General features: G+C 44.5%; 26 protein-coding genes and 1 other annotated feature. Of the genes, 2 read left to right on the forward strand and 24 right to left on the reverse strand.

What is annotated here, in order from left to right; genetic code table 11:
• Positions 1-39: 39 nt before the first annotated feature.
• The 9 genes from ilvC to QM657_RS09415 all read right to left on the reverse strand — a co-directional run bounded on the left by ilvC (position 40) and on the right by QM657_RS09415 (position 9,197).
• Entirely contained in the window at positions 40-1,050 is a 1,011-nt protein-coding gene (gene ilvC, locus QM657_RS09375; protein WP_415066372.1) for a ketol-acid reductoisomerase, read from the reverse strand.
• Between the two features lie 67 nt (positions 1,051-1,117).
• The gene (gene ilvN, locus QM657_RS09380) at positions 1,118-1,618 is read right to left on the reverse strand and encodes an acetolactate synthase small subunit (protein WP_415066373.1); all 501 of its coding nucleotides are present in this window, start codon (positions 1,616-1,618) and stop codon (positions 1,118-1,120) included.
• A 118-nt stretch (positions 1,619-1,736) separates the two neighbouring features.
• Positions 1,737-2,342, reverse strand: coding sequence for a metallophosphoesterase family protein (locus QM657_RS09385; protein ID WP_415066374.1), 606 nt, complete (start codon positions 2,340-2,342; stop codon positions 1,737-1,739).
• Positions 2,320-4,305 (reverse strand): BMP family ABC transporter substrate-binding protein, encoded by a 1,986-nt coding sequence (locus QM657_RS09390; protein WP_415066375.1) that lies wholly within the window; start codon positions 4,303-4,305, stop codon positions 2,320-2,322. Before QM657_RS09390 ends, QM657_RS09385 begins: the two co-directional genes overlap by 23 nt.
• Positions 4,306-4,320: 15 nt before the next feature.
• On the reverse strand, positions 4,321-4,785 hold the full coding sequence (gene smpB, locus QM657_RS09395; RefSeq protein WP_415066376.1) for an SsrA-binding protein SmpB: 465 nt from the start codon (positions 4,783-4,785) through the stop codon (positions 4,321-4,323).
• A 14-nt stretch (positions 4,786-4,799) separates the two neighbouring features.
• A complete protein-coding gene (rnr, locus tag QM657_RS09400; protein ID WP_415066415.1) occupies positions 4,800-6,908 on the reverse strand; it encodes a ribonuclease R in 2,109 nt (702 codons plus the stop codon).
• Positions 6,909-7,064: 156 nt separating this feature from the next.
• On the reverse strand, positions 7,065-7,298 hold the full coding sequence (gene secG, locus QM657_RS09405) for a preprotein translocase subunit SecG (protein ID WP_367565821.1): 234 nt from the start codon (positions 7,296-7,298) through the stop codon (positions 7,065-7,067).
• Between the two features lie 89 nt (positions 7,299-7,387).
• Positions 7,388-8,482 carry a phosphopyruvate hydratase gene (gene eno / locus QM657_RS09410; RefSeq protein WP_415066377.1) on the reverse strand — a complete coding sequence of 365 codons (1,095 nt, stop codon included), beginning with the start codon at positions 8,480-8,482 and terminating at the stop codon, positions 7,388-7,390.
• 100 nt (positions 8,483-8,582) lie between these two features.
• Positions 8,583-9,197 (reverse strand): TetR/AcrR family transcriptional regulator, encoded by a 615-nt coding sequence (locus tag QM657_RS09415; RefSeq protein ID WP_415066378.1) that lies wholly within the window; start codon positions 9,195-9,197, stop codon positions 8,583-8,585.
• 251 nt (positions 9,198-9,448) lie between these two features.
• Here QM657_RS09415 and QM657_RS09420 point away from each other — a divergent pair, with 251 nt between their 5' ends.
• Both QM657_RS09420 and QM657_RS09425 read left to right on the forward strand, forming a co-directional pair.
• A complete protein-coding gene (locus QM657_RS09420) occupies positions 9,449-10,645 on the forward strand; it encodes an iron-containing alcohol dehydrogenase (protein WP_415066379.1) in 1,197 nt (398 codons plus the stop codon).
• Positions 10,646-10,673: 28 nt separating this feature from the next.
• Positions 10,674-11,432, forward strand: a complete 759-nt coding sequence (locus tag QM657_RS09425; protein ID WP_415066380.1) for an SDR family NAD(P)-dependent oxidoreductase — start codon at positions 10,674-10,676, stop codon at positions 11,430-11,432.
• A gap of 100 nt (positions 11,433-11,532) precedes the next feature.
• Here QM657_RS09425 and QM657_RS09430 read toward each other — a convergent pair whose 3' ends face one another.
• The 15 genes from QM657_RS09430 to QM657_RS09500 all read right to left on the reverse strand — a co-directional run bounded on the left by QM657_RS09430 (position 11,533) and on the right by QM657_RS09500 (position 25,697).
• Entirely contained in the window at positions 11,533-12,636 is a 1,104-nt protein-coding gene (locus QM657_RS09430) for a DNA alkylation repair protein (protein WP_415066381.1), read from the reverse strand.
• Between the two features lie 111 nt (positions 12,637-12,747).
• Positions 12,748-15,168 carry a phenylalanine--tRNA ligase subunit beta gene (gene pheT, locus QM657_RS09435; protein WP_415066382.1) on the reverse strand — a complete coding sequence of 807 codons (2,421 nt, stop codon included), beginning with the start codon at positions 15,166-15,168 and terminating at the stop codon, positions 12,748-12,750.
• Positions 15,169-15,190: 22 nt separating this feature from the next.
• Entirely contained in the window at positions 15,191-16,210 is a 1,020-nt protein-coding gene (pheS, locus tag QM657_RS09440) for a phenylalanine--tRNA ligase subunit alpha (protein ID WP_415066416.1), read from the reverse strand.
• A 54-nt stretch (positions 16,211-16,264) separates the two neighbouring features.
• Positions 16,265-16,512, reverse strand: a binding site (T-box leader).
• Positions 16,513-16,585: 73 nt separating this feature from the next.
• Positions 16,586-16,906 (reverse strand): hypothetical protein, encoded by a 321-nt coding sequence (locus QM657_RS09445; RefSeq protein ID WP_415066383.1) that lies wholly within the window; start codon positions 16,904-16,906, stop codon positions 16,586-16,588.
• A gap of 64 nt (positions 16,907-16,970) precedes the next feature.
• On the reverse strand, positions 16,971-17,246 hold the full coding sequence (locus QM657_RS09450) for a DUF2442 domain-containing protein (protein WP_415066384.1): 276 nt from the start codon (positions 17,244-17,246) through the stop codon (positions 16,971-16,973).
• 129 nt (positions 17,247-17,375) lie between these two features.
• On the reverse strand, positions 17,376-17,558 hold the full coding sequence (locus tag QM657_RS09455) for a DUF4160 domain-containing protein (protein WP_415066385.1): 183 nt from the start codon (positions 17,556-17,558) through the stop codon (positions 17,376-17,378).
• 137 nt (positions 17,559-17,695) lie between these two features.
• Positions 17,696-17,854 (reverse strand): hypothetical protein, encoded by a 159-nt coding sequence (locus QM657_RS09460; protein ID WP_415066386.1) that lies wholly within the window; start codon positions 17,852-17,854, stop codon positions 17,696-17,698.
• Positions 17,854-18,471, reverse strand: coding sequence for a hypothetical protein (locus QM657_RS09465; RefSeq protein ID WP_415066387.1), 618 nt, complete (start codon positions 18,469-18,471; stop codon positions 17,854-17,856). The genes QM657_RS09460 and QM657_RS09465 overlap by 1 nt, the downstream gene beginning before the upstream one ends.
• 61 nt (positions 18,472-18,532) lie before the next feature.
• Complete coding sequence (locus QM657_RS09470; RefSeq protein ID WP_415066388.1) at positions 18,533-18,892, reverse strand: hypothetical protein; 360 nt, start codon at positions 18,890-18,892, stop codon at positions 18,533-18,535.
• Between the two features lie 308 nt (positions 18,893-19,200).
• Entirely contained in the window at positions 19,201-19,812 is a 612-nt protein-coding gene (locus QM657_RS09475) for an accessory gene regulator ArgB-like protein (protein WP_415066389.1), read from the reverse strand.
• Entirely contained in the window at positions 19,812-19,976 is a 165-nt protein-coding gene (locus QM657_RS09480) for a cyclic lactone autoinducer peptide (RefSeq protein WP_415066390.1), read from the reverse strand. Before QM657_RS09480 ends, QM657_RS09475 begins: the two co-directional genes overlap by 1 nt.
• Before the next feature lie 73 nt (positions 19,977-20,049).
• Positions 20,050-21,393 (reverse strand): sensor histidine kinase, encoded by a 1,344-nt coding sequence (locus QM657_RS09485; protein WP_415066391.1) that lies wholly within the window; start codon positions 21,391-21,393, stop codon positions 20,050-20,052.
• Entirely contained in the window at positions 21,393-22,172 is a 780-nt protein-coding gene (locus tag QM657_RS09490) for a LytR/AlgR family response regulator transcription factor (protein ID WP_415066392.1), read from the reverse strand. The genes QM657_RS09485 and QM657_RS09490 overlap by 1 nt, the downstream gene beginning before the upstream one ends.
• A gap of 47 nt (positions 22,173-22,219) precedes the next feature.
• Positions 22,220-23,965, reverse strand: coding sequence for an ABC transporter ATP-binding protein (locus QM657_RS09495; RefSeq protein ID WP_415066393.1), 1,746 nt, complete (start codon positions 23,963-23,965; stop codon positions 22,220-22,222).
• 1 nt (position 23,966) lies between these two features.
• Positions 23,967-25,697, reverse strand: a complete 1,731-nt coding sequence (locus tag QM657_RS09500) for an ABC transporter ATP-binding protein (protein ID WP_415066394.1) — start codon at positions 25,695-25,697, stop codon at positions 23,967-23,969.
• Between the last annotated feature and the right edge of the window lie 228 nt (positions 25,698-25,925).

Here is a 25,925-nt window from a genome sequence, read left to right on the forward strand (position 1 = left end):
GCGGTTGGAATATGTCTCATTCCAGCCGCCCTAGTATTTTTAGTTGTCGATCATTTTGCCGCCGTCATTCCAGCTATAAAGCTTACGAAGGTTAGCGCCCACTTTCTCTAAATCATGCTCTGCTTCATGATTTCTCATGGCATGGAAGTGTGTGCCTCCTACCCGGTTCTCTAACAGCCAGTCTTTTGCAAAGGTGCCGTCCTGGATATCAGAAAGAACTTTCTTCATGGCCTTCTTGGTATCATCAGTGATGATCTTCGGTCCTGTGATGTAATCGCCGTATTCAGCAGTGTTGGAGATGGAATATCTCATGCCTGCAAAACCGCTTTCGAAAATCAAGTCTACGATCAGCTTCATCTCATGAATACATTCAAAGTATGCATTCTCAGGAGCGTATCCTGCTTCCACCAGAGTTTCAAAGCCTGCCTTCATCAGCGCAGTTACACCGCCGCAAAGAACTGCCTGCTCACCGAAAAGGTCTGTCTCAGTCTCAACACGGAAGGTTGTCTCCAAAACACCTGCTCTTGCGCCGCCTAAAGCCTGTGCGTAAGCCAGTGCCTTGTCCTTTGCCTTACCAGTGTAATCCTGGTGTACAGCTACGAGACATGGGGTTCCTCTGCCTAAGAGATATTCGTTTCTTACAGTGTGGCCTGGAGCCTTTGGTGCGATCATGGTAACATCTACATTCTTCGGAGGAACGATCTGTCCGAAATGGATTGCAAAGCCGTGAGCGAACATCAGCATAGCGCCTTCCTTTAAGTTTGGCTCTATGGATTCCTTGTACATGATGCCCTGAGTCTCATCATTGATCAGAATCATGATGACATCAGCTCTCTTTGTTGCCTCTGCTGCTGTATAAACTGTTAATCCCTGTGACTCAGCCTTTGCCCAGGATTTGCTTCCTTCATAAAGGCCTACAATAACGTCACATCCTGATTCTTTTAAGTTCAGCGCATGGGCATGGCCCTGGCTTCCGTACCCAATGATTGCAATAGTCTTACCTTCCAATAAAGATAAGTTGCAGTCCTCCTGATAGTAAATCTTTGCCATTTTTTATTTCCTCCTCATAATTGGTTCATAGTACAGGCAATTCCTTCTGCTCATAAACACCCGCTGCTTAGGGAAGGTGGCGGATATCATCCGCACCTCTGGAAAGCCCGGTCACACCTGTTCTCGCAAGCTCTAAAATGTCGTAATCTTCAAGCAAATTGATCAGTGCGTCAAGCTTTGACTGGTCACCGGTCAGCATGACTGTCAAAGAATCTTTTCCTACATCTACAACAGTGGCCCGGAAAATGTCTGCTATGGCACTGACCGCCTGGCGTTCACTGGCATTCGCCCGGACCTTAACCAGAATAAGCTCTCTGTATACCGAACTTCCCGGTTTTAACTCCTTGATGTCTCTTACATCTTCAAGTTTTCTAAGCTGCTTTTCAATCTGGTCTAAAATCTCCGGTTCGCCGGTAGACACCACTGTCATTCTGGAATATCTCTCATCCGCAGTCACGCCAACCGTAAGACTTTCGATATTATAACCGCGGCGGCTGAACAGCCCTGCCACACGGCTGAGCACACCGGCGGTGTTATCAACCAGCAATGATAATACGATTCTTTCCATCCATATCCCTGCCTTTTTGTATAGTAATTTAAATGATAGCAACCTAACTTATATTTGTCAACTAAATAATAGGAATGTGTATCATAATCTGAGGTTATGCCTGAACCCGATCAGGGTTCTACGGTATTTCCGGATAGTCAATGATGCAGTATTCATATCCATTGACCACCACCGTATTGCCGTACTTGTCTTCTCTTTTAAACGCATTTCCATAATTGGAATGAATGTGTCCGTGAAGAAAGTATTTTGGGGAATACTTGTCCATCAAATCCCGGAAGCAGGAAAAACCCTGGTGAGGCAGATCCGGAAGATCATTGACTTTGCGGGCCGGAGCATGGGTCACCAGGATGTCAAAGCCCTTGTGCCTCCAAAGCTTCCACCACAAGCGGCGCACTCTCCTGGCCATCTTTTTTTCCGTATACTGGTTCTGTGCATCAGGTATGTATTCCATAGAGCCGCCAAGTCCCAGAATGCGGACTCCCCGGAAGGTCACAATGTCATCTTCAATGCAGGTACACCCTTCCGGCGGCTGCTCCAGGTAACGGGAATCGTGATTTCCCATGACATAGAACACCGGAGCCTTAGAAAAGGTGGCAAAAAAGGTGAGATAACTGGCCTTTAAATCTCCGCAGGAAATAATCAGGTCAATGTCCTTTAGCTTTTCCGGTGTGTAATAATCATAGAGAGATTTTGACTCATGGTCAGATAGTACCAGGATTTTCACGGTTCTCTTCCTCCATATCTGTTGCTTCGTATATTGTCTGGCCCTGAAGGTGCACCAGCACCCTGGCCTCTTGTGTAAGCTGGTCAAAGGAAGGGATGCTGCCCACCACATTTTCTGCCAGCCAGTTCATGGTGGTGATCTCCTCAGAGGTCAGACTCGTACCCTCCTCACACCGAAGCTGGCCATCCTGGGAATAGATGATGTCGGAAAAAGGGAGGAAGCTTCCTGACCGGATCGAGCTTTTTAAAAATCCCATAAGCCGGTTGGTGCTGTCAGGCAGGTTCTGGGAACAGATCACATCGATCACATCCGCAGACATCCCCCACCAGTAATTGATGGCCTGCTTTCCTTTTAACTGCTTTTTCCCCGAACCGCCCCGGAACATGTTGTTGATGATCTTTTCGTAAAACTTTCCCCAGTGCCAGATGGGAGTAGCCAGATTCTTTAAGCTTCCGTCTGCGAGCTTCTGATAAAGCCCGTATTCCCTGGTAGGAGACTGAGGGGTGATCATGTCATCTCCTGAAATAAAGGAAATCCCCTCTTTTTCCAGCTCAGTATGGGCGTCCCTGTGGTTCACCCTGGTCCATTCCAGATAGACCTTCGCATAGGGATTGATCATTCTGGCCCCCAGAGCAAATGCGTTGATGTTGGCAACCGTCCCGTAAATGGGATAATCCGCCACATATCCGAGCTTATTCTCACGGGCCATGGACGCTGCCAGAGCTCCCATGAGAAACTTTGATTCATACATCCTGCCATAATAGGTGCATACCGAGGAATAGGACATATTGACAGAGCAGTTGAATATCTTCACCTCCGGATGCTCGATGGCCGCCTTGACGCTTAAGCTGATCATCTGGGAAGCCGTGGTAAATATCACATCACACCCGGCAGCAATGGCCTGATCGAGGGAAAGGGATATCTCAGCTTCCGTGTCCGCAAGGAAAAAGGACATGGTCTGGACGGAATCGCCAAACACCTGCTCCAAGTACATCCTTCCCAGCTCATGCCCATACGTCCAACTGGAGGTTTCCTCCGTCTTTGCATGGATGAAGGCGATTTTTAAAGTCTGGGGCTCATTGGACTGGAAGGGAAGGAGCCAGTTGATCAGTTTAAGAGGAGCGCTTTCCTCCTGTTCCTTCACTTCTTCCGGCTGTTCCACCAGAGCGATCTTGTTGCCGCCGGAAGCTAAAAGAAGCTCATCCTTAATCTTCACAAGGTCCTTGCGTATCTCGCTTTCCAGCCGGTTCTGCACGGTTTCGTATCCGAACAGTTCCGCATACACGAGAAATGCATCCGAGCAGGTCATATCGTAATCATCGCCCCGAAAAGCGCTGAATGCCTTGGAAAAACGGTCATGGGTGGATTTGAAAACAGCTCTCTCCTCTTCCCCCCACACCTCGCCGGGAACCTTGTCCATGGCCCTTATGAGCCTGTCATAACTGCCTTCCTTGCTGAACCAGACATCGCAGTTAAAGGACACCTGATAAAAGTCCAGGAATTCATAGTAGAGCCTGTTGTCCAGGTCATCGGTCCTCTTGGGAATCAGGCGGGTCACAGAAGCCGTGATGCTGAACGCTCCCACATACTTTAAAACGCTGACTCTCTTATTCCCCTCTTCCACATAATACTGGTTCATAAATTCGTAGACAACAATAGGGTCTCTGATTCCATCCTTGATCTGGTGGTCATAAAGATAAGCCCACTTTGCCCCGAACTCTGATTTTTCCGATAAAAGAGGCATGAAATTGCTGGCGAAGGCCGTTGTCCGGCCTTCGGTTTTCGTTCCCACAATCTTATCCAGCGGTATGTCCCGGATTCCCAGGCCCACCTCTGAAACAATATCCGTATGGGACAGTATCTTATCGAGAACAGGCAGATAGGGGTATTCCCCCTTTAAAACAGAAGCCTGATACTGCCTGCGCCCCCGCCTGAGTGCCCCTGCATAATCATAAAGTGCCACAGGATTTCCCCCCTTCTAAAGATTTCTGACCTTAAAGTCTCTCTCCAGCTCTCTTTTTTGATCCTTCTTGGCAATATCATCCCGCTTATCATAAAGCTTCTTACCTCTGGCAAGGCCGATTTCCACCTTCACCAGACTGCCTTTTAAATAAACCTGAAGGGGAACCAGGGTATAGCCCTTCTGGGTGATCTTGGCCTCCAGCTTTTTGATCTCAATTTTGTGAAGCAGCAGCTTTCTCACCCTCAAAGGGTCCTTGTTAAAAATATTTCCCTTTTCATAAGGGCTGATGTTCATGCCGTAGACGAAAATCTCTCCTTTTTCAATCTTTACAAAGGATTCCTTAACGCTGCATTTTCCCATGCGCAGGGACTTCACCTCTGTCCCTGCCAGTTCAATGCCCGCCTCATACTTTTCATCAATAAAATAATCATGATATGCCTTTTTATTATTGGCAATCAAGCGAAAACTTTCTTTCCCCATTTTCTTTCCTCCTGTTATTCCCCGTCAAATTCTCTTGCGGGAATAAAGTCGATGGTACGCAAAAGCTTATCCGTACCTGCCACTACGACCCTGATGGCCTGACCCAGCTTATAAACCCTTTTGGTCGTTTCTCCCACCAGTTCATAATGCTCCTCATCAAAATGATAATAATCATCCTGAAGCTGATTGACATGAATCAATCCTTCCACTGTATTGGGAAGCTCCACATAAAGCCCCCAGTTTGTCACACCGGAAACAACGCCGTCAAAGGCCTCGCCAATGTGTTTTTCCATATATTCGCACTTCTTAAGCTTAACAGTCTCCCTCTCCGCTTCTTCCGCTCTCCGTTCCATAGTGGAAGACTGGGAGGCTACCTGAGGAAGAATCTTATCATAATGGGTGATCCTCTTCTCACTTAATCCTGCCCTCAAGTTCTCCTTGATGATCCGGTGAATCTGGAGATCAGGATACCGCCTGATAGGGGAGGTGAAATGTGTATAATACTTGGCCGCCAGACCAAAGTGGCCTGTATTGGCTGCCGTGTATCTGGCCTGTTTCATGGAGCGCAGGGCAAGACGGCTGATTAAAGCCTCTTCCGGCGTATCCTCGACATTGGCAAGAAGCTTCTGCACGTCTTTGGGATAAACCTCTCCATTGTGAAAACGGATGGAATGGCCAAAGTTGTTGATCAGAGTGGCAAGACTCTTCATCCGCTCCGGGTCCGGATTGTCATGGGTCCGGTAAAGGAAGGGAATCTCCTGCCAGAAATAGTCCTCTGCAACGGTTTCATTTGCCATCAGCATAAAATCTTCAATGATCTTTGTAGCCGCGTTCCGCTCATAGGGTTTGATCTCTAACGGTTTTCCCCGTTCATCTAAAATCACCTTTGTCTCCGGGAAATCAAAGTCAATGGAACCTCTTTTTTTCCTCTTCTCCCGAAGAATGTCAGCCAGCTCTTTCATCTGTTCAAACATGGGGATAAAATCTTCGTATTCCTTCATAACCGCTTCATCACGATCGGTAATGATGGCATTGACAGCCGTATACGTCATCCGGCGGTCCACATTGATGACGGTTTCCGCAATCCTGTGTCCCATGACATTGCCCGTACCGTCAATTTCCATGATACAGCTTAAGGACAGCCGGTCCTCGCCCTGATTCAAAGAGCAGATTCCGTTGGACAGCTTATGAGGCAGCATGGGAATCACCCGGTCCACAAGGTAAACGCTGGTTCCCCTCCTCAAAGCCTCTTCATCCAAGGGACTGTATTCTGTCACATAATTGGTCACATCCGCAATGTGAACTCCAAGGGTATAAACCCCATCCTTTTTCGATATGGTAATGGCATCGTCCAGATCCTTGGCATCCTCGCCGTCAATGGTAACCGTCTGCAAATCCCTTAAGTCCAGACGTCCCTGCCTCTCCTCATCTGAAACACGGTCGGAAACTGCTTCCACCTGTTTCATCACGCTGTCCGGAAATTCTTCCGGAAGCCCGTAGGCCCTTACAATAGAAAGAATGTCTGTGCCGGGATCATTGACGTGTCCGATGATCTCTGTAACAATTCCCTCCGGCTTCTTTTCCGGGCCGCCAAAATCGGTCACCCTCACAACTACCTTATGGCCCGTTACCGCTCCCATGTCCTTGCCCTGAGGTATGAACACGTCCTTTGCGATTTTCTGGTTGTCGGGAATGACGAATCCGAAATTCTTATTTTTCTGGTAGTATCCTATAATTTCTTTATTGGCGTGGTCTAAAACCTTAATAACACGGCCTTCTGCCCGCCTTCCGTTTTCCGGCTTTGATTCAGTGGAAATGAGCACAGTGTCTCCATGGAGAGCTCCCCCTGTTTTTTCTTCCGGAATAAAAATATCCTGGTCCAGCCCTTCTACGGACACAAAGCCAAATCCCTTGGCATGCCCGAAAAACACTCCGGCTATGGAGCCAATGTCCTGCTTTCCATACTTTCCTTTTTGTGAAACACCGATCTTTCCCTCGGCCAGAAGGATATCCAGAACTTTTTTTAAATCTTCTCTCTGCTCCTTTGGAATATCGAGAAACATAGCCAGCTCCTTTAATTTCATAGGAACATAGGCCGGGTCCTCAAACAATGCAAGAAGCATGGTTTTGCGCTGTATTAACTGTTCTTCTGTCATGGCTTCCCTCTCTTATCATTTTTTTATCTTTTTCTATTATCTTCAAATTTCTGTCATATATGACGAAACTTTTCCACAATACAAAAAACACCCTTGTTGTCATCCCACAAGAGTGTTTAATCTTTACAGTATATTCAGATTCAGTACCAATGCCAGAATGAAAAACAGAATTGCTCCGTATTTAGTAAACTTTTCCAGATTTCCTTCCATGGAACGGCCTTTGTTTTTGCCCCAGTAAGTATCTGCCATACCGCCGATTGAACCTAGTCCCTGGCTCTTTCCTTCCTGTAGCAGAACAATTGCTGATAAAGCAATGCATATGATAACAAATATGATTGATAATATAATCCTGATCACGTTTCCACCTCCTATAGTCAAACAAAGATGATTGTACCATAAATTTTCAGCAAATACAACTAATTTTTTATATTTTTATATAAAGTCTTTTAATCTTTTTTCTTATTATAAAATTCTTCGATACGAAGCATCTCATTATATTTTGCCGTCCATTCCCCTCTGCAGGGAGCGCCGAACTTCACATAGTCAGCCCCAACTGCAACCGCCATATCTGCAAGAAAGTCTTCTTCCGTTTCTCCGGAGTCACCGGATATAATCACCTTGCATCCGGCCTTTCTGGCCTCTTCCACCATGGTAAGAGCATTGGAAACCGTTCCAGCCGCTTCCAGACTGATCACCGCCCCGTTGGCGTGGGAATAATCATGGGAAGCCATTAAGAACCGGTCCTTCAGCATTTTCATCATCTGGCTCTGCCCTTCTGAGTCTTCCCTCCAAAGCCCGTTAAAAATTCCGCAGATGGGAAATTCATCTGTCAGCCTCAGATAATGAGAAATCATATTCTTTTGTTCTTTATTTACAGAAATCATGACCGACACATCAACTCCCGGCTTATGGCCGCTCAATTGAAATGCATCCATTAAGTATCCCAGCCCTTCTTCGGCGTCTTTCATGCCCGGCACAAAGCCGCCATCCTCTCCCACCGAAGTGCTGTATCCGCTTATCGATAAAAGCCGTTTTAAGCAATGATAAATTTCTGCTCCCATGCGCAGTCCGCGGGAATAGCTTTTAGCGGTTTGGGGAACGATCATCAGTTCAGGAAAATCCATTCCCATTTCCCCGTCTCTTCCGCTCATCATGGTCATAACCGGAACCGGCATGACCGGTAAAGTAGTTCCTCCCAAATACCGGTAAAGAGGAAGTCCAAGACCTGCACCGGCTGCCCTTGCCGCAGCCATGGATATGGCCTGAACGCTCTTCTTTCCCTTTCTTTCATCTTCCAGTGCCTCTAAAAGAATCCTGTCAATCTTCTCCTGGTCCAGCGCCTCTTCAAACAGCACGGCCTCTGAAAGCCGGTCATTGATATATTCTGACTCCCACTGGCCATTTCCCTGGCTTCCCAGGGAAACCATGGCCTTTCCGTGGGCACCGTTTTCCAATATGACTTCCGCCTCAACTGCAGGATTGGCCCGTGAATCCCACACCATTCTGCCTGTTACTTTTATAATATCATGTCCGCCAAACATTTTTACCTCCCGTCATTTCAAACATTTCTGCTTTAAGGATTGACGGGATATGTCATGTTCATGCAATTGAGTCAAAAAAAGATGGGCGGGCATAAATTCTTTAAAGCGAAAGCCTGTGTTCCGGCATCAGATAAATGTTCAAACGCTCAATCATCATTTTACGCATAGGCGGGATGAGATCGTATTCCCCCGCATAAACTGCCCAGTGAAACAGATAACCGAAAAGAATCACATCCATTTCACTGTAGATATCCATATAATCATGGCCGGGCAGGAACATGGATTCACTCTGTGCTTTTCGGAAATGTTCCCAGACAAGGTCCATGACCCAGCCATTGCCTTTCGTTTGGGATATAGTCCTTGCATTTAAAGCGAGATTGCCAGGCGTCAAGTAATTGTGAAGGACATCGGAAGGCAAAGAGGACAAATATCTGGCGGTCTGCAAATATATTTCAATAATCGCTTCCGGGTGCGTAAAGTTCAGATAATCATCCTGGCTGCTCTTTTTGAATGAATTGCGCTGAATAAATGATGCGAGCAAATCATCCTTGCTGTCAAAGTATTGATAAAAAGTGGAGGTAGAACAGTCTGCTTCCATGCAGACTCTCCGTATGGTCAGCCTGGCATATCCGCCCTCTTTTAAAAGCTTTCTGGCAGCATCCAATAACCGCTCCTCCATATTAATGTCCTGTTTCACATTTGTTTCCTCTTTCATTTAAATAGCCTCTCTTCATGTAAGTGTATTTTTATTGTATTTATGCAGCACAACATTGACATTAAGTATAAAAAGCACTATAATACATGTATCGATACACGTTTTATTATAGCTTTTTAACAAAACTGCATTTGTTATAACATGATTAAGGGTGAAAAAGCGGTCATTTATTGAAAGCTCATCACTCAGTATCCATATTATAGCACAAGTGCGGCGAGAAAAACAAAACATATTAGAAAGGGAGAACGACCGTGAACAAAGGCGAACTTGTTATGAACAATCTCATGCAGCAGGGCTGTCCCGTACTGTTTGGCTGCGGAACTGTCAACCAGATAGGCGTGGAGGCGAAAAAACTCAAGATTACAAAAGCATTATGCGTCTACGACAACACAATGAAAAATACCGGTACAGCGGACAGGGTAATCGGCTGCTTAACGGATGAGGGAATCGAAGTCGTATCATTTGATAAGGTTTTGCCGGACCCGCCTGAGGAAATATGCGATGAAGGGGCTGAACTGGGGAGAAAGGAAAAAGTGGATGGTGTTATTGCAATCGGAGGAGGCAGCACCATAGATACTGCAAAGGCAATCGACATTCTCCTCACCAATCCGGGGAAAATCGACGATTATTTCGGACATCCATTTCCGTCCATGCCGCCTAATCCCATTTTACCGCTCATTTCCATCCCAACCACATCCGGTACGGGCTCTGAAGTGACCTTTGCAGGGGTCATCACCAGCAATAAAGCAGGAGGAAAACGCTCTGTTCTGGCAACCGGCCATTTTGCAATCCTTGATCCGGAACTGACCGTAACTGCCCCTCCCAGTGTTACGGCACAGACCGGCATGGATGCCTTTTGCCATGCGGCAGAAAACATCACCAATGTCCGTGACAATCCCAAATCCACTGTTCTGGCCTCTCACGCCGTAAAGCTTCTTCTGGAATGGCTGCCGGTCGCAGTAAAGGATGGAAAGAATTTAGAGGCAAGAACTCAGGTAGCTCTGGCCAGCAATTTTGCAGGCATAGCCATCAATGAGGGCTGGACCTCCTATGGCCACTGTATGGCACACGCTATGGCTGCAACCGTTGTAGAGGCGGCCCACGGTAACTTATGCGCACTCGCATTTCCCGTTTACATCAAAATCAGGGCTGAGGAATGCCCGGAAAAAGTGATGATTCTGGCAGATGCCCTGGGACTCAATCTGGATAAAGACGTATCTCCCCGCGAATTGGGAGAAGCAGTCTCACAGAGAGTGATCGAATTCAACCGGGAAATCGGCGTGAAGTCCTTAAAAGAGATGGGAGTAAAAAGGGAAGACCTGGAAGGCCATCTCGAACACGGCCAGGCCGTATTAAATGATTTTAACTACGAGCGCTATGACAGAAATCCTAAACCGGCTGAGTTCTGGACGGATAAAATTGTAGAAGTATTTGATATTTACCAGTAAAAGAACGTATAAAAAGGAGAAGAAAATTATGGGTAGATTAGATGGAAAAGTAGCAATCATCACTGGCGCAGGAACAGGCCTTGGAAGGGGCACAGCGATTTTATTTGCAAAGGAAGGGGCCACGGTAGTGCTCTGCGGACGGCGCCTGGAAAAGCTCCAGCAGACAGTTGATGTCTGCAAGGCAAACGGCGCAGAAGCTCTTGCTGTAAAATGCGACCTTCAGAAAATGGAAGATATGGAAAACCTGATTTCCGTTACCATGGAAACGTATGGCAAAATTGACATTTTGGTCAACAATGCCAATGCTGCCGAGCAGTACATACCGATTATGGATCACACCCAGGAAATGTGGGATACGGTAATGAAAACCTCTTTAGAAGGAACCTGGCACATGATGCGTTTATGCCAGCCCATTATGATGAAGCAGAAATTTGGCCGGATCATTAACGTTTCCTCTGCCGCCGGCTCTCAGGGATTGAAATTTTACGGAGCTTACGCTGCCGCAAAAGCCGGTATCCGCGCCCTTACAATGGTCGCTGCAAGGGAATGGGGACCTGAAATTACAGTTAACAGCATTGCTCCTCTCAACAACGGAGAACTTCCCGATGCTACATATGCAAAAATGACGGAAGAAGAAAAAGCTGCCGGATACCTTCCTCCTCTGGGTTATACCGGAGATGGCGAAAAGGATGTCGCTCCAGGAATCCTTTTCCTGGCATCAGATGACGGCCATTATGTAACCGGACAGAACATCAATATTGACGGCGGTCTTTTCATTTATTTCTAAATATAAATATTCCTATAAGCCAGAAAAAAGGGGCGCTGCAAAACAGCACTCCTTTTTTTGCTCATATGTCGCTCGTATACGGCGGAGATGTTACACCAGACTATTTTGCAGCCAATACCTCAAAATCCAGCGTTCCCCGCTCAGTTCCGCTCACAATGAGTGTGACCGAATGGGTGCCGGGGTAATGCTTCCTTGTACTTGCATCTGCAAAGGAATGTTTTTTTGTGTAGGACTTCCTGCCGTTTTCCTTTAAAGAAAGCTCGGATATTTGAAATATCTTACGGTTTCGCCTGCCGTTTGCTTTCACATAATCAATGCCGTATTCCAGCCGTACTTTGGCTTCTTTTTTTGTCTCAATTTCAAACGAAAAGGTCATATCCTCCCCAATGGAAACAGACGCAGCCCCCAGGGCGAATCCGTCGACATCCACACAATCGTCATCTGAAAATCCAAAGATGCCCAGCACATCCCTGTTACCCTTTTTAAGAAGTGTTCTGCACCCGTGCTTTACAATCCAATCCGTATGCTCGTTTTGACCGTACCAATCCCTTGCAATCTTTACGGCCAGATCGGGATGTGTTTTGGAAATGTCGTTTAAGTTATTGGCCACGCTTTTACGGACATACAGCGACGGGTCGGCTTTCAATTGCTCTAAAATACCAAGAACCGGCAACGGATTCTTTTTGAAGCTGACCAAAGCCTGTCCCCATGGCAGACTGGGACGGCAGCCCTCGCTGGCAAGCCGCCGCACATGCTCATTGTCATGCCTGGCCCAGACAGCCATCTGCTGCATCATACGCTCTTCATGGTTTATGATAAACGGCCTCACGGCAAATTCAGAAGATGAAGACGGGGTATATCTTTCTAAGGCAGCTATTGACAAATCCCAATGGCATTCATCCTGCCCATAGACTTCAACAAAATCAGGGAAGTACATTAGAGTAAAGTCATTAAACCCTTCAGGATAACCGGCAACGACCTCATCAATGATGCCAAGAGCCCGTTCATAATCGGCTGGCAGATACCTTCCTAAATTTATAGCAATTTTCCGCATACGGGCTTTCAGCTCTAACTCATCCCACGTTTTATCCATAACATCATTGACAAAATCATCAGCCTGAAACGAACCATATACGGCTCTGATACTCAAAGCCAACTCGTGAAGTGCCCCGTAATGATACCTGTTTTTTAGTAATTCCGGCATATACTTCCCCTTTTCCGATCATAGATATGAAAAAGCCATCAACACACAGAATGCCGATGGCGTGGACAGAGGCCGCAGCAGCGGCCTCTGCTTTTCACTACTATAAATCTTTTATGCTCTCAATTCAATTCCAAGCTTCTGTAATCCATCTAAAATCTTCTTCATCACTGCAAGAACTTCCTGTTCTTCGAGGGTGTGATCACCGGCTCTGAATGTGATGGAATAAGCCATGGACTTATATCCTGCTACAATCTGGGAGCCTTCATAGATGTCGAAAAGCTGATAGCTTTCCAGCAGCTTTCCGCCTCTCTGTCCGATGACTTCCTCAATCTGTCCAGCCAGGATTTCCTTTGGAACCACCATGCTGATATCTCTGGTAACAGCCGGATACTTGGCGATTCCGGTGTATTTCCGGTCAAAGCTGGTGAATGGGATCATGGATGGCATATCAATGACTGCCACATAAGCCTTTTCCCCAATCTTATAATTATCTGCCACATCCGGATGCACCTCACCCAGATATCCCACTTTTACACCATCATACAGAATATCTGCCTGTCTTCCCGGATGAAGGAATGTCTTTTTGCTGTTCGGATCGTACTGTGGCCTTTTGCTCATTCCTGCCTGGCCGAAGAACTCTTCCACAACTCCCTTCATATCGAAGAAATCACCTTCTCCGTACATTCCCAAGGTAAACTGCATTCTCTCATCAGGAAGCTCTGTCAATGGAAGCGCCTTTGGAAGGTAAATATTAGCCAGCTCGTAAAGGCGGGCATTCTTATTGCGGCGGTTGTAGTTGGTGGACAGGGAGTTTAGCATTCCATGAAGCGGAGAAGTTCTCATCACGCTGAAATCCTCTCCCAATGGATTTAAAATGTTCACTGTCACACGGAGCGGGCTGTCCTCAGGAAGAAGAAGGCGGTCAAACACCTTGGGGCTTTCAAAGGAATAAGTCATTCCCTGAGAAAATCCGTTAAACTCCGCAACTCTTCTGGCAAGCTGCTCCACTCTCAATTTATAAGATAATTTTCCAGTGGTCGCCTCTCCGGCTGGAAGGGATACGGGAATCTTGTCATAGCCGTAGAATCTGGCAACCTCTTCCGCTATATCAGCCATGCATTCCAAATCCTGACGGAACGTAGGAATGAGGAGGTCTCCGGAAGCCTGATCGTATTCCAGTTCCAGCGCCTTGAAATATTCCAGCATGGTTTCAGGAGCGATATCGGTTCCCAGAAGACGGTTCATCTTCTCCGGCTCAAAAGGAACTCTTTTTCCCTCTCTCTTTTCCGGGTAAACATCAATGATGCCTCCCACCACTTCTCCTGCGCCCAGCTCTTCAATTAACTGGCAGGCACGGTTGATGGCTGCCTCTGCATTGTTGGGATCAAGGCCTTTTTCAAATTTTCCGGAAGCATCGGTTCTCAATCCCACTTTCTTTGCAGAAAGGCGGATATTGGTTCCGTCAAAGCAGGCGCTTTCAAATACCATGGTGGTCACATCGTCTGTGATCTTGGAGTTCTCTCCGCCCATGATTCCTGCGATTCCCACCGCTTTTTCACCGTCATTGATCATGAGAATGGTGCTGTCCAGCTTTCTTTCCTGTCCGTCTAAGGTCTGGAAGGAATCTCCCTCTTTCGCGCATTTCACAACGATTTCATGGTTTGCCAGCAGCTCATAATCAAAGGCATGCATGGGCTGTCCATACTCTTCCATCACATAGTTGGTAATGTCTACGATGTTGTTAATCGGGCGGATTCCGCAGGCAGCAAGACGTCTTTGCATCCATACAGGAGAAGGAGCCAGCTTAATGTTCTTTACCATTCTGGCGCAGTAACGGGGGCAGAGGCGGCTGTCTTCCACTGTCACCTTTAAATAATCACAAACGTTCTCTCCATTGCCTGTCGCTGTGACAACGGGAGGCAGAAATGGCTTGCGGAAGGTTGCTGCTGCTTCTCTTGCAAGGCCGATAACGCTGTAGCAGTCCACACGGTTGGAAGTGATTTCGTACTCAAATACCGTATCACGAAGGCCCAGCAGCTCAATGGCATCAGCTCCCGGCTGTGCATCTTCAGGCAGAATGTAAATTCCGCTTTCCGGAGCATCGGGGTACATTTCTGCAGAGCAGCCCAGCTCTTCGATGGAGCACATCATACCGCAGGACTCAATTCCTCTTAATTTACCCTTTTTGATCTTGATTCCATTTTCCGGAAGGGGACCGCCGTCATGGCCGCCTGCCACCTTTCCTCCATCTAAAACAACCGGAACTTTATCTCCAACCTTTACGTTGGGTGCTCCTGTCACGATCTGAACAGTTTCTGTGCCCACATCAACCTGACATACGATCAATTTATCTGCGTCCGGATGGCCTTCAATTGACAGGATGTGTCCGACCACGATTTTTTCCAAATTTTTGTCCAGGCATTCATAGCCCTCTACCTTTGACCCGGCAAGAGTCATGGCATCTGTATATTCCTGAGCTGTTACGTCCAGTTCCGGAACGTATGCTTTAATCCATGATAATGGTGTATTCATTGATTTCTCTCCCTTTCTGTTCTTAGAACTGCTTTAAGAATCTGATGTCATTTTCGTATAATAATCTCATGTCATCAATCTCATATTTCAACAAGGCAATTCGCTCCAGTCCAACGCCGAAAGCAAAGCCGGAGTATTCGTTGGGATCAATTCCACTCATGGACAGTACGTTGGGGTGAACCATACCGCAGCCCAGAATCTCAATCCAGCCTGAACCCTTACAGAAACGGCAGCCGTTTCCGCCGCATTTAAAGCAGGTCACATCCACCTCTGCACTTGGCTCTGTGAATGGGAAATGATGGGGGCGGAATTTTACCTTTGTCTCCGGTCCGAATAACTCTCTGGCAAACTCAGCTAAGGTTCCCTTTAAGTCTGCAAAGGTGATGTTCTTATCAATGACCAGTCCCTCGATCTGATGGAATGACGGGGAATGGGTGGCATCCACTTCATCGGAGCGGAATACACGGCCTGGAGCCAGCATTCTGATCGGCAGCTTGCCCGTTTCCATGGCCCTGATCTGAACCGGGGAGGTCTGGCTTCTTAAAACGATATTTTCGCTGATGTAAAAAGTATCCTGCTCATCTCTTGCCGGATGATTTTTAGGAATATTCAGCTTCTCAAAGTTATAGGCATCGTACTCCACTTCCGGGCCTTCCATCACTTCATAACCCATGCCCACGAAAATCCGCTCCACCTCTTCCAAAGCAATGGTGTTTGGATGGGTGTGGCCTCCATGATTTCTTTTTGCCGGAAGAGTCACGTCAATAACCTCTTTTTTCATCTGCTCTTCTCTGGCTTTTCTCATGAAGGAAGTCATGGTTTCTTCTAACTTCTCTTCCAAAAGGGCACGGACATCATTTACCATCTGGCCGATCTTTGGTCTGTCCTCCGGGCTGACATCCTTAAGGCTCTTTAATACAGTGGTCAGCTCGCCTTTTTTTCCAAGATAAGCAACCTTGATATCATTGAGCTTTTCCAAGGCATCAGTCGCTTCGATTCTGCTTAATGCTTCCTGTTTGATTTTCTCTAATTGGTCTTTCATCATGCTCTCCTTCTTTTTCTTACATTTCTGTTTTCACAAAAAAGCTCCGCCCCATAAAGGGACGAAGCAATATTCGCGGTACCACCCTGATTCCTGTGTTATACACAGGCACTCGGTATACGTAACGTGTATGGACGTCATCATCTACACGCCGAAAAAATGCCAAAAGGACTTTTCCGGTTTCAATCATGCTGCTTCGGTGGGAAATTCAATCTCTTAACTGAACTTAAAAGGGCTTACAGCCGGCGGCCCCTTCTCTCTGGAAGAAAATAAGGATCTACTGACACCTTCATCGCATTTCATATTTTTTATTGTAATATTCGTTATCATTGTAATAATGGAAACCCAAAATGTCAAGGGTTAATTTGCCTGATCTCATTTTAAAAGGAAATAAACTGCTGCAATAACCGCTATCACTACAATAATAGAGACAATAGTGGAAGTATAGGATTTCTCATTGTTCTGGATTTTTATGGATCTATAATCGTCATCATAATGATAGTGCTTTTTTTGTTTTTCCTGCTCTTCTTTTCCTGTATTAAATCCTCTGAAAGGCTGATCATCTGATTTCTGCAGTTTCTTTTCAATCCTCATGCGAAGAAGTACTTCTTCATCCACTATCTGATTGCAACTAGGGCAATAAATAGTATTATTGCCTTCCAAAATCTGCTTCCCGCAGTGTGGGCATGTTCTCATAATTTGTCCGGTACTGTGCCTGGGCAGTTCCCTTTTCCTCCCTTCCTGAATCAAGTATATTATACTATAATTCGACATGGGTTTCAAGTGATCTGGGTTCAATCCCATATTCATAAATTGTATCACTCGGTAAATCAATTTCATCATTCCAGTATACACACGTACGGCTTTCATCAAGCTGTACCTGATGAAATAGTCCGTAAACACTTTTTAAATCTCCAAACTGCGCTATATTGTTAATATCATCTTTAACATCGTACAATATCACTTTTCCATCATCAAAACATACGTGTAATATATAGTCATCCAGTGGCTTTATTTCTTTTATTCTTGGTATCATACTAACACCTCCAGGCGGGTGAAAAACGATTTATAATGGCGGTAATTTTTTTAAATTCTGGCTATCCCACATCTCCAATAATTCCTTTTGATTCTGGGCCATCCATTCTTTAACAAGTTCTTGTGCTTTTCAAGGCAAATCTCCTTCAGTCATTTCCATAGTCCTTAAGTCAAAAATTCCGATGTGCTCACCATACAAAGCATGCAAGTGACTTGGTTCATGTTCTTTTGGCTTAAAGAACATTTTAATAATAATCCCATAAAATCTTGCTATTTCTGGCACCTTATCAACTCCTTTTATCTTATACTTCATTATATCACATATGCTGGTGATTTTCCAATTAGTTATATATAAACAGATCCACCTTCAATAAGCTAAAGGCCCCGCCAAAAGACGGAGCCTCAACATTCTACAACAAAACACCTTGCATTTACAATACTATGGAAATTTCATTTCTCCGGCAGATTGATGGTTCTCTTTGCAGCAGATAAATCCGGAATAGCTCCCATCATCTGACCGTAGAGATCGTCCATTTTTCCTTTGGTGAGCATTCCGCAAAAATACCTGTACAAATCAGGAAACGCCTTTTTTTCTTTTTTCGTGCTCATCAGCAAATCTCCTTTTTTCTTTCATATACCGGTCTGGTTTTCTGCTCTCCTTTTCCATATAAAACGACAGTCTTTCTGATCTGCGTCAGACAGTTGAGCCAGTCCATCCGCCTGTGGAACGGACAGTTGAACATGAGCATTAACAATTTGTCTCCAACAAGATAAAGGGTAAGTACATTATAAAGATTTTCATCCAGGGCACTGCTTATAAATTCCAACCACGCACAAGGAATAGAAGCCTTAGGCTCAGATCCTATTTCCAGACAAACACTCATAGGCTGGAAGCGCTTTAAAACATGATGGAAATCATTGATAACGGCCTCCAAATCCTCAGCAGCAATCTTCTGATCTATCATATTGAAAGAAAAATCCACCGTTCCTTCCTTGTTGGTCTTTATAATGCTTGGACGCTGCTCAGAAAAATATTTCCGCTTTGCTTCCTCCGGTTCCATATCTTCAAATTCAACAGGAAGCATGATTCCGATTTCATCATCAAACAGCAGCGCCTCTTGAAACTGTACTAATTCTCCTTCTACATAGATGCCTGTTTCAATACTTGTAAAACGATTGAGCTTTTCAATACGTTCCGACCCCATTATTTTTTCATCATTAATCATACTTTCACCTGCTTTATAATAAGTAACCTAGCTGCCGTGTGTTTCTTAATTTCTACCTAATTCACATTCTGCTTTGAATAATCATAAGGATCAGTGCCTCTATGGCAAGGAGAAGTTTCGGAAGAACAATGTGCTTTCCGGGAGGCTTTTTTTCCTCCTCATAGGTAAACCTTGGCACAAGAACCAGCTTCTCCTGCAATATCCCATATTTCACAACCCGGTCATCCTCCTGGAATATCAGAGCGCTGAGCATGTCCTGGCATTGCTTCAAATGACTGGATTTATTCCAAAAGTGCAGGCTTTTGTGAAGAATATCTGTGTCAAGTTCATAATTCCTAATGTCCTCAAAGCCATCTTCCCTGCGGATGCTGCAAGTGGCCCTATATTGATAATAGCTTTCATTTCGTCTCTTTCTCTTCACTTTCTATCATCCTTTCACTCTCGAATTTTCCCCTGATGTCTATAGTTACATTCTACATCTTTCAAATTTAATTTCAACACAAGTGCCAAAATTGTACATGTTAGGTTCCAAAATTTGCATCCTCTATACAATTTTTTATATCTTAGCAGAAAACAGATAAGGAAAATGATTAAAAGCTATCGTGCATAAAACAAAAATCACAGATATTCAATGATATTTTTCATCAAATTTCTGTGATTTTGAAAATATTTGTTTCGAATAAAAAAGCATCCCATAAGAAAAGCTTGTCCGCTCTCCTGCAAGGATGCCTACTGTCTGACTTCAATTTTGTATGCATTGCTGTTTTTTCCTTGACGGTTCTTTTGTTCACCATAAACCAACATAATAGACAATACAACATGGCAAATGACAATGACCAAAGTAATCTCCGGTTTAAAAAACCAGAAAACCATACCTATCACTGCTTCTGCCAGCCATATATACCGACTCATTTTACGATACCGGACAGTTTCTTTTTCATCCAAAGGTTTATTCTTATCCGCAACCGGCGCAAGCCAAAGAATCAACAGACCAGAAATTATAAAGCCGACGGGCAGAATGCTGAAAATTCGGCTTCCTTCCGCCACTTTAACAATAATACAAACGGCAATTGTCAATAAAATTGATACAAGAGTACAACCACCATTTGTCCTCGCATGATAACCACCGCAAAAAGACCGTAAAGGAATATAACTGACAAGAAATAGAAAAACAGTTACTGGTGCACGCATTAAGATTGCTATGATAATTGCCGCAAGAATATTTACAACTTGATTAAGCAAAACTTCATAACCATACTGGTATAATGCCCTCTGTCCACTGTCTAAAATATTCCTTTGAATCTGCCAGTTAACAATGTTTCTTGATAACCATTTAATCATTAGAATTTCCTGAGCATTTTAGCATCTTCTGGAACTTCTGGCTGATGATGTACCCATAAACAAGTAACATTAATCGTATAGGCAGCAACTAGTAATGCACACAGATTCATTGCCTTTACTACTGACATTTTACCTCTTAAGTCATTTAACATTTTTTTCATCATATTACCTCCTTTTTTTATTACATTATATACTTAAATTTTACATCTTTCAACCGAAGTTCCAAAATTATACACTTCAAATGCCAAAATTTGCATTTTCCTGTCTAACACAAGCCGAAATCGTAAGAGTTGTGATAAATAAATCTGTTCTCTCTTCTAAACTTAAAGTCCCTCCATATTTCTCCGCAAGATTCATTACTATTCCTACTCCCAAACCGTGATGCTTAGAATCCCTCTTTGTTGATAATAAACGTGAACCTGTCCGTTTAGCAGACACAGCATAACTATTTTCTATGTGAAGAACTAAAAAATAATTATTGCCCATAAATAATCTAACATCCACTTTTCGACTTTCTAAATCACACTTTTCTGCCGCTTCAATCGCATTGTCTAAAAGATTACCAAACATAGAAATCATATCAGCATCCGAAATAAAATCAACTTTTAAAAAACTTTCAATAAAAAGTGATAATTGGATTCCTTTTTCCTTAGCAATCGATACACGCTCAGATAAAATTGCATTTAAAACAGGATTCCCACTATATATTACACCACTTATTTCTTCTTGAATCTTTCCCTTCAATTCATCAATGATTTCAACTATTTTTTTATCCTCCCCCTTTACTGCAAGCATTCGAAAACTGTTAAAATAAACATTCATATCATGTATATAATGCTGATAGTGTTCATTGACTTTTAAGATATTCTGAAAATGCTCATTCTCCATATCCCTTTTGACATTGTAGAGCTCTGCATATTTTATTTTGTTCATTACATTCGTGTATCTTTCCAAAATAATGAATACCATAGCATTCGTAAAGAAAAGCAAGAATACTCCTATGCACATAACTATCTGTACAATGAGGGAATCCGGAAAGTCGATATACAAAAATGTAATACAAATCAGTAAAGACAAAACAGGAACCATAAGCAAATACCACGAAAAACTATTACTATTGCTTATTTTTATTTTTTTAATAAATTTCTCTATGTACAGAAGAAACAAAAAGCCAACTAAATATTCAATCAACAGAAAATATATTCCTCCGGCAGTAAACCATGGTGGAATGTAAAAAGGCAAAATATTTGATAGCATATGATATAAAAGTTCAAAAAACACTTCTTTTCCTGCACCAAATATAGAAAAATAAATAATTGTATATGCCACCCCATTACTTAGCGAAATTCGGAATGATAAAACCGTATACATATATAATACCAGCGGCACAGTAAATAAATTCAATAATGGGTTTCTTGCACTGTTTATCAAAAATATCATAAGCCCTATAACTATGCTGAATATAATACGTTTTTTCCCTTTCCATTTTTCCGGAAATATAGCAACAAGAAAACGATACAGCATATAAACATCTATCCCACAAAAGAACAAACGGCTTACCGACAACAAATCATTTTCCATTATAATTCGCCTTCCTTGTATTTGGATAACATAAACTCCTGTTTCAGTTTATTAAATTCCACTGCCTTACTCCGCGTAATGGGGAACATACAATCCACATCTTTTAGCTTTAAAGCCTTGCCCGTACAGTAAATAAGGTATTTAAAGTTAATCAGAAAGCTGTCATGAGGATAGCCGAATCCATAAACCATCAACTTCTCATAAATGGATTCCAGTTTCTCCTGAATGCGTATGTCCGGAAGCTGGCCGTTGTGATCGGCCTTGATTCCGTAAATCTTAATGGCGTTTTCCGAAATATATACTCTCGTACTCTTCTTATATTTCTCAATATACACGATATCGTCAGCCTTTAAAAACAGCATTTCTCTGTTCACACTGGCTTTCATCAGGGGCGCCTGGCTGAATTCTATCATCCGTTTTAAAGCATCCTTTATATAGCGGTCCATCACATCAGCCGCCATATTTTTCATAATATACCGATAGGGCTGAACCTCAAAGCTGCGTGGGGATGGTTCTACAAATCCGGTATTAAACACCAGAATCACATTATTATCCATCTCACGAATCCGGATTGCAGTTTCTTCCCCACTTAATTCCCCCATCTGAATATCCAGAAAAATAATGGAGAACCGGATGCCTTTAATGGAATTCAGCAGACTCTTACCGGAGTCGTATTCATGGATTCTCATAGATTCCGGCTCCGGCATGTTCTTTTCAATTCGTTCAATTAATGATTTTCTGTCTAGAGCATTATCATCGCAAACAGCAATTTCAAACATAATTCCACCGCCCTTTTGTGCATTATCTTTAGTAAGTAAAATGTATTTTAAACAGCAAACTGGCTGTTATACAACTGTGCATAAAAACCGTTCTTTAAAAGCAGACTTTCATGAGTTCCCTGTTCAACAATATTCCCATCCCGCATAACCAGAATCACATCCGCCTCCTTGATGGTAGAAAGCCTGTGAGCCACAATAAAGCTGGTCCGCCCTTCCATCATCTTTGTAAATGCCTTCTGTATCCTTATTTCAGTTCTGGTATCGATGGAAGAAGTGGCTTCGTCAAGAATCAGCATGGGAGGGGTGCAGAGCATGACCCTGGCAATGCATAAAAGCTGTTTCTGTCCCTGGGATAAATTACCGCCATCCTCTGATATAACCGTATCGTACCCATTGGGCATACGTTCAATAAAGCTGTGGGCATACGCCCCTTTAGCAGCCAAAATGATTTCTTCTTCCGAAGCATCAGGTTTTCCATAGGCAATATTTTCCCGTATGGTCCCTGATTTCAGCCATGTTTCCTGTAAAACCATGCCGTAAGATGCCCGCAAGCTTTCCCTTGTTATGCGGCGGATATCACTTCCTTCCACCTGAATGCTGCCGGAATCCACATCATAAAACCGCATGAGAAGGTTGATTACCGTACTCTTTCCGCATCCCGTAGGGCCTACGATAGCAACTCTTTGTCCCGGCCTTACCTTCAGATTCATGTTTTCAATTAAGCTTACCGCAGGATCATAGGAAAAGCTCACATTCTCTAAAACCACCTCTCCCTCTGCATCAGTCAGGATTCTGGCGTCAGGAGCATCGGGAACCTGGGCATTTTCGTCGATCAGTTCAAACACACGGGCCGCGGAAGCCAGGGCATTTTGCAGTTCTGTGATTACTCCCGATATCTCATTAAAAGGCTTTGTATACTGATTCGCATAGCTTAAAAACCCGGAAAGCTGGCCCACAGTCAAAACTCCGTGAACAGCCCCGACGGCACCTGCAATCCCTACGCTTGCATAGACCAGGCTGTTTACAAACCGGGTAGCCGGATTTGTGATGGAGGAAAAGAAGGTGGCCTTCAGCCCCCATATACGAAGCTCCTCATTGATCTTTCCAAACTCTTCCTGAGCCTCATCTTCATAGCCAAACGCCTGGACTACCTTCTGGTTGCCCAGCATTTCCTCTACGAGAGAGGTCATCTGGCCCCTTGCCTGAGACTGCTTCTGGAACATGCGGTAGGTTCTTTTTGCCACAAAGCTGGCTACAAATAAGGACACCGGTGTCACGAGAACCACCACAACCGCTATGGCCGGATTGATATAAAACATGAAGAATAAAGTTCCCACAATGGTTAAGACCCCGGTGAAAAGCTGGGTAAAGCCCAATAATATCCCGTCAGAAAACTGATCAATATCCGCAATGATCCGGCTGATCATATCCCCGTGGCTATGGGAGTCGATATATTTAAGAGGAAGAACCTCCAGTTTATCAAACGCCTGGGTTCTGATATCCTTTACCACCTGATAGGTGATCTGGTTGTTGATATGGCTCATGAGCCACTGAGATGCGGCTGTGATCGCGATAATCACTCCGATCTGCACCAGGATTTTCCACATCCCTGTAAAATCCACCTCTCCAGGCCCCAAAATACAGTCGATGGCCCGTCCGGTCAGAATGGGGATATACAAAGTCAGAAGCACAGTAATAAAGGCACATGCCAAAGAAGCGGAAACGCCCCATTTGTACCTGCCTATCGCTCCAAGGATTCGCTTTACCGTGGATTTTTGCTTTCTCATATCCATGCTACTGAGCCTCCTTTTCTGACAACTGGGAAAGGCATATTTCCCGATACACTTCGCAGGAATCAAAAAGCTCTTTGTGGGTTCCAAGCCCCGCCATCTGTCCGTCTTCCAAAACCACGATGGAATCCGCATTTTTAATGGTGGAAGCCCTTTGTGATACGAGAAATACCGTCATATCTTTGGTGCTTTCCCTGATGGCCTTTCTCAGTCTGGCATCTGTGGCAAAATCCAGGGCAGAAGCGCTGTCATCCATAATCAGTATCCGGGGATTTCTCACCAGAGCTCTGGCTATGGTCAGCCTTTGCCGCTGTCCGCCGGAAAGGTTCTTTCCTCCCGCCTGAATCAAAAGCTCCAGACCCTCTCCTTTTTCCTCCACAAAATCCCTGGCCTGGGCGATGTCAAGGGCACGGAAAATTTCTTCATCCGTGGCATCCTTTTTGCCCCAGCGCATGTTTTCCCGCAGGCTTCCTTTAAAGAGCACCGCCTTTTGGGGAACCACACCGATCTGTTCCCTGAGCTGTTTAAAGGGATAATTTTTCACATCATTTCCCCCCACTTTAACAACCCCTGCTGTTGCATCATAAAAACGGGGAATTAAGTTCACCAGGGTGGATTTACCGGAGCCTGTTCCGCCTATGATTCCTATGGTCTGTCCCTTCATGGCCTGAAAGGAAATTCCCTGGAGAGCCGGAGCCTTGGCTCCTTCATAAGTGAAATCCATGCGGTCAAACTCCACCTTGGGTGCCGCAGAATTTTCTTCTGCCAATCCATGAACACGTTCGGTGATTCCGGGTTCCACATCAAACACGGAGCTGATCCGGTTGGCACAGGCCAGTGCCTTGGAAACCGTAATAATCAGGTTTGCCAGCTTGATCAGTTCCACCAGAATCTGGGACATGTAATTGACGAGAGCTACAACTTCTCCCTGGGTGATAATTCCGGTTTCCACTTTAACCGCTCCGGTATGAATGAGAACGATGAGCCCCAGGTTGACGATCACGTAAGTTACAGGATTCATCAGGGCGGAAATCTTTCCGACAAAGACCTGGAGCCTCACTAAAAGGCCGTTTTCCTGGTCAAAACGGCGGATTTCATCATCCTGGCGGTTAAATGCACGGATCACCCGGACTCCGGCCAGATTTTCCCTGACCGTTAAAAGAACCTCTTCCAACTGCTTCTGCACTTTCTTATACAAGGGCATGCTGATGAGCATGATTCCAAATACCACGGCAGAAAGAACGGGAATGACAACAGCAAATATCACAGCCGCCCTGACGTTGATGGTAAAAGCCATGATCATGGCACCAAAGACAACGAAGGGGGAACGGAGAAACAGACGCAGGAATAAGTTCACTCCTGATTGAACCTGATTGGCATCACTGGTCATGCGGGTGATCAGAGTCGCGGTTCCAATGGTGTCAATTTCCCGGTAAGAAAGCCGGTTAATATGGGCAAATAAATCATTTCTTAAGGAAGCGCCAAACCCGGCTGCCGCTTTGGCCGCAAAATACTGGGCTGTGATGGAACACACAAGCCCTATGATGCCAAGCAGTACCAGAATGCCGCCCATTTTTAAAATAAAAGGAAGGTCATTTGTCCTGATTCCCACGTCAATGACCTGGGCCATAACAAGGGGAACCATCAGCTCAAATCCGGCTTCCAAAAGCTTAAACAGGGGACCCAGTATGCTTTCCAGTTTATAGTTTTTCAGATGCTTCAGAAGCTTTTTCATTATTCCAAATTCCTCCGCTTTTGAATAGTATGCTTCATTTATTCTAAAAGTTATATCCTGTTTTGTCAATCTTATCCTGATATACAATACCTTGATATTTTTTTTGTCCCATGGTAATATGCTACTTAATATAGTTTATAGGAAGCTTCTTTTCAGCTTCTCATAAAAGGCGCTGCATTTGGCGCCGTCTATCCGATTATGAAAACCTGTTTTCATAATATGGGCTGA

The sequence above is a fragment of the Lacrimispora sp. genome (assembly GCF_047605665.1).
In the GTDB taxonomy this organism is placed as follows: domain Bacteria; phylum Bacillota; class Clostridia; order Lachnospirales; family Lachnospiraceae; genus Lacrimispora.